This is a genomic window from Streptomyces sp. NPDC051940, assembly GCF_040680895.1.
GTDB lineage: Bacteria > Actinomycetota > Actinomycetes > Streptomycetales > Streptomycetaceae > Streptomyces.
Window position 1 is genome coordinate 1 of the sequence record NZ_JBFAXR010000248.1, and the last position, 4,480, is coordinate 4,480.

At 67.7% G+C, this 4,480-nt stretch carries 5 protein-coding genes; all 5 read right to left on the bottom strand.

Going from position 1 to position 4,480, the window contains the following annotated elements; all coding sequences use genetic code 11:
- Positions 1-807: hypothetical protein (locus AB0M28_RS39920; RefSeq protein ID WP_365415665.1), on the bottom strand; the 807-nt coding region annotated here is incomplete at its 3' end.
- A 105-nt stretch (positions 808-912) separates the two neighbouring features.
- Positions 913-2,058, bottom strand: coding sequence for a DUF475 domain-containing protein (locus AB0M28_RS39925; protein WP_365415667.1), 1,146 nt, complete (start codon positions 2,056-2,058; stop codon positions 913-915).
- 30 nt (positions 2,059-2,088) lie between these two features.
- Positions 2,089-2,667 carry a TerD family protein gene (locus AB0M28_RS39930; protein WP_365415668.1) on the bottom strand — a complete coding sequence of 193 codons (579 nt, stop codon included), beginning with the start codon at positions 2,665-2,667 and terminating at the stop codon, positions 2,089-2,091.
- Positions 2,668-2,863: 196 nt separating this feature from the next.
- Positions 2,864-3,439 carry a TerD family protein gene (locus AB0M28_RS39935; protein ID WP_365415670.1) on the bottom strand — a complete coding sequence of 192 codons (576 nt, stop codon included), beginning with the start codon at positions 3,437-3,439 and terminating at the stop codon, positions 2,864-2,866.
- A gap of 96 nt (positions 3,440-3,535) precedes the next feature.
- The gene (locus AB0M28_RS39940; RefSeq protein WP_365415672.1) at positions 3,536-4,018 is read right to left on the bottom strand and encodes a peroxiredoxin; all 483 of its coding nucleotides are present in this window, start codon (positions 4,016-4,018) and stop codon (positions 3,536-3,538) included.
- Positions 4,019-4,480 lie beyond the last annotated feature (462 nt).

The window sequence follows — 4,480 nt, forward strand, 5'->3', positions numbered from 1 at the left end:
TCCAGACGGCTCTCGCCGAGGGCCGCGCCCGCGTCCAGCGGGATCACGTACTCGTGGTCGTCCAGCCGCATCCGGGTGAAGGCCGCGTACTCCCGTGCCGAAGCCGTACATGCGGTCCAGCTCCGACTGGAAGCCGTACACGTATCTCACCTCGCGCCGCACCTTCAGCTCGTCCTTGACGTTCTCGATGAGGACCACCGCGCACGAGCGCGCCTCCGGGGCGCGTTCGTCGAGGGCGATCTCGACGCGCGGGCCGTTGCTCGGGTACAGCGTGACGACCGCGTGGGTGCGGTCGAAGGCCGGCGTGCCGTCGTAGATGTAGACGAAGATCAGCAGGCGTTTGAAGTCGGCCCGGTGATCCATGTTGATGTAGATCGTCTCGCCGGACGCCGAGCCGAACCGGTCGTCGCCGCTGAGCTTCACGTACGGCGCCTTGTTCATGTCGCCGAAGAAGTTGCCGAGCGGCTGGACGACGCCGCGGGTGCCGTCCTTCAGCTCGTACATGCAGGCCAGGTCGAGGTCGACGTTCACCATGGCCTGCCCCTGCGGGCTCGGTACGTCGGGGCGGAAGAGCCGGTTGGGGTGCCGGAACAGCCCGCCCGAGCGGCCCGCGCTCAGGTCCATGTCCGAGGTGCGCATCCGCCAGGAGAGGTTGACCCGCATGCTCCCCCGGTCCGCGCCCTGCCTGGTCAGGGACAGCACCGGATTGCGCCGGGTGAGCTGCACCGCGTACGACGCGCCCCCGCTGTCGAACTGCGGCACGCCCTCGCGCCGCCACGTGCCCCACAGCGTGTCCCAGAAGCCCATCGCCCTCTTCCTCCCCGTTCTCCCCCGCCGCCACGGCGGCCCCCGCACACGAAAAGGGCCCCGGAGGCGGTGTGTTCACCGCCCCCAGGGCCAATCCTTCCCGGGTCAGACCCCCGAGGGAACCTCTGACTTGGACTCCTCGTCCTCGCCCGCCCCCTCGGCGGCGAGCCGCCGGTTGCGCCGGACCGACGACCAGAACGACCAGGCGATCAGGGCCACGCCGAACAGACCGGTCACGACCTCCGGGATCTCGTACCGGATCGTGACGAGCAGCAGGGCCGCCAGTGCGCCGATCGCGTAGTGGGCGCCGTGCTCCAGGTAGACGTAGTCGTCCAGGGTGCCCTGGCGGACCAGGTAGACGGTCAGCGACCGGACGTACATGGCGCCGATGCCGAGGCCGAGCGCGATGACGATCGGGTCGTTGCTCACGGCGAAGGCGCCGATCACACCGTCGAAGGAGAAGGACGCGTCCAGCACCTCGAGGTACAGGAACATGAAGAACGCGGCCTTGCCGACGAGCTTGGGGAGTTCGTACGTCCTGCCCGCCCGCGCGGCCTCCTCCTCGGCCTCGTGCTCGCGCTCCTCGTCCTCCTCGATCTTGTTCTCGAAGTGGCCGGAGAGCCCGCCCACGACCAGATACGTGATCAGACCCGCGATACCGGCCAGCAGCACCGTCTCCACCTTGTCCGCGTGCTCGCCGCCGTACTGGTGGGCGTGCTCGGCGAAGGCGAAGGCGCTGACGAGCAGGGCGATGAGCGCGATGCAGACGGAGATGGCGTCGATCCGGCCGATGCGCGACAGCGGGCGCTCGATGAAGCCGAGCCACTGGTGCTCACGCTCGTCGAAGATGAACTCCAGGAAGATCATGAGCAGGAACATGCCGCCGAAGGCCGCGATGGCCGGGTGGGCGTCCGTGACCAGCTGCTCGTACTTCTCGTGGTTGTTCAGCGCGAGGTCGATCGCGTCGATCGGGTTCAGGCTCGCCGTCACCGCGACGATCACGACCGGGAAGACCAGCCGCATGCCGAAGACCGCGATCAGGATGCCGATCGTCAGGAACATCTTCTGCCAGAACGCGCTCATCTTCTTGAGCACGCCGGCGTTGACCACCGCGTTGTCGAAGGAGAGGGAGATCTCGAGGATGGACAGGATCGCGACCAGCCCGAAGGCTTCCCAGCTTCCGTAAAGGAAGGCCGCCGCCAGTCCCAGCGCGGTGACCGCGAAGGACCAGCCGAAGGTTTTCAGGATCACGATCTGTCCAATCGAATCGTCGGGTCGAAGTCAGGCAACGTTGACTCCGAAGTCTAGGGCGATGCCACGCAGACCGGACGCGTACCCCTGGCCCACCGCCCGGAACTTCCACTCGCCCTGGTAGCGGTACACCTCGCCGAAGATCATCGCGGTCTCGGTGGAGGCGTCCTCGCTCAGGTCGTAGCGGGCCAGCTCGTTGTTGTCGGCCTGGTTGACCACGCGGATGAACGCGTTGCTGACCTGTCCGAAGCTCTGCCCCCGGACGTCCGCGTCGTGGATCGAGACCGGGAAGACGATCTTCTCGCAGGACGGCGGTACGAGGGAGAGGTCGATGTACAGCGACTCGTCGTCGCCCTCGCCCTCGCCGGTCAGGTTGTCGCCGGTGTGCTCGACGGAGCCCTCGGGGCTCTTGAGGTTGTTGTAGAAGATGAAGTACTGGTCACCGAGAACCCGGCCGTTGCCGCCGCACAGCAGGGCGCTGGCATCCAGGTCGAAGTCGGCTCCGGTGGTTGACCGGGCGTCCCATCCGAGCCCGATCATGACCTTGGTGAGATTCGGTGCGGCCTTCGAAAGGGAGACGTTGCCGCCCTTTGCCAGCGTTACGCCCATGGTTTTGCCTTTCCTCCCCGTACTACTGCGCCGATGGTCCTTCGCGTTGCCTTAGTGGAGCGTGCCGCACACTCCCCGCCACGTTCAATGCGTGATGCGGGCAATGTGCGGCACCGTGTGCTGCCGGATACGTGATCAATGGTGTCCGGGCGTCCGGCGGCCGCTCCTCGGTCGCCGGACCCGCGACGCCTTCGGCTCAGACGTTGACGCCGTAGTCCTGGGCGATGCCCCGCAGACCGGAGGCGTAGCCCTGGCCGATGGCGCGGAACTTCCACTCGGCGCCGTGCCGGTACAGCTCACCGAAGATCATCGCCGTCTCGGTGGAGGCGTCCTCGCTCAGGTCGTAGCGGGCCAGCTCGTTGTTGTCGGCCTGGTTGACGACCCGGATGTACGCGTTGCGGACCTGTCCGAAGGACTGCTGGCGGCCCTCGGCCTCATAGATCGAGACCGGGAAGACGATCTTGTCGACCTCTCCCGGTACGCCGGCCAGATTGACCTTGATGACCTCGTCGTCGCCCTCGCCCTCGCCGGTGAGGTTGTCGCCGGTGTGCTCCACGGAGCCGTCCGGGCTCTTCAGGTTGTTGAAGAACACGAAGTGGCCGTCCGAGACGACCTGGCCCGACGGTCCGGTCAGCAGCGCGCTGGCGTCGAGGTCGAAGTCCGAGCCGGTCGTGGTGCGGGCGTCCCAGCCGAGACCGACGATCACCGCGGTCAGACCTGGCGCCTCCTTGGACAACGAGACGTTCCCGCCCTTGCTGAGACTGACTCCCACAGTTCCCCTCCTGGTGGTATCAAGCTCCGAGCGCCTAAAAGTACCGGTCGACGTCCGTTCGCGTCCGGCAGTCCGCGGACAACAAGGTCTCGGTTGTCACAGACCCGCGAGGGCCTTGACGTACTCGTCCTTGTCGCGCGCGTCCGGCAGCCCGTTGACGACAGTCCACCGCACGACGCCGTGTCTGTCGATGACGAAGCTGCCTCTCACGGCGCAGCCTTTGTCCTCGTCGAAGACGCCGTAGGCGCGGGATACGTTGCCGTGCGGCCAGAAATCACTCAGCAGGGGGAAGTCGAAGGCTTCCTGGTCCGCGAAGGCGCGGAGCGACTGCATCGGGTCGCAGCTGACCGCGAGCAGCCGCGCGGGGCGGCCGTCGGCGTCTTTGAGCTCTTCCTCCGCGGCGCGGAGGGCCTGCAGCTCCGCGGTGCAGACGCTCGTGAAGGCGAACGGGAAGAAGACCAGCAGTACGGGGGTGCCGTCCGGTCCTCGGTGGTCCGCGAGGCGGACGGTCTCGCCGTGCTGGGTGCGGAGGGTGAAGTCCGGGGCGGTCTCTCCGGGGGTCGGGGCGGGGGGTGGCATGGGGCCCAGGGTATTCGGTGCGGTTTGCGTCTTGCGACGCGGTGGGGGGCTTGCCGGGCGCGGCGCGGCTAGCGCTGGCTGACGCAGTCGGCGCTGCGCGCCTCGTCCTCAAACGCCGGACGGGCTGAGGTGGTGGTCCGGTCACGCTCGGACGCGTCCGGTTCCGCTGGCGCCTGCGGCGCGCTTCGGCGCTCCGCGCCTCAGTCCTCAAACGCCGGACGGGCTGGAGGTGCGGTTGCGTCGGCTGACGCGTTTCGGGGCTTCGCCCGAAGTCCTCAAACGCCGGACGGGCTGAGAAGGGTGCCGGTCACGCTGGCACGGGGCGATCTTGCCGGCGCAGCGCAGCGGAGTCGGCTCACCCCCACCGGGTCACCGACGACGACCCCCGGCGGAGCGCCCTCTCGTACGATTAACGCGATACATCGCGATAATGTGAAGTGCGTCACTCCTGCAAGCGGGTGC

What these genes read in the sequence shown, in the direction of transcription:
- AB0M28_RS39930 (WP_365415668.1), bottom strand. Translation starts at nt 2,667, where the DNA reads ATGGGCGTAACGCTGGCAAAGGGCGGCAACGTCTCCCTTTCGAAGGCC.
- AB0M28_RS39940 (WP_365415672.1), bottom strand. Translation starts at nt 4,018, where the DNA reads ATGCCACCCCCCGCCCCGACCCCCGGAGAGACCGCCCCGGACTTCACC.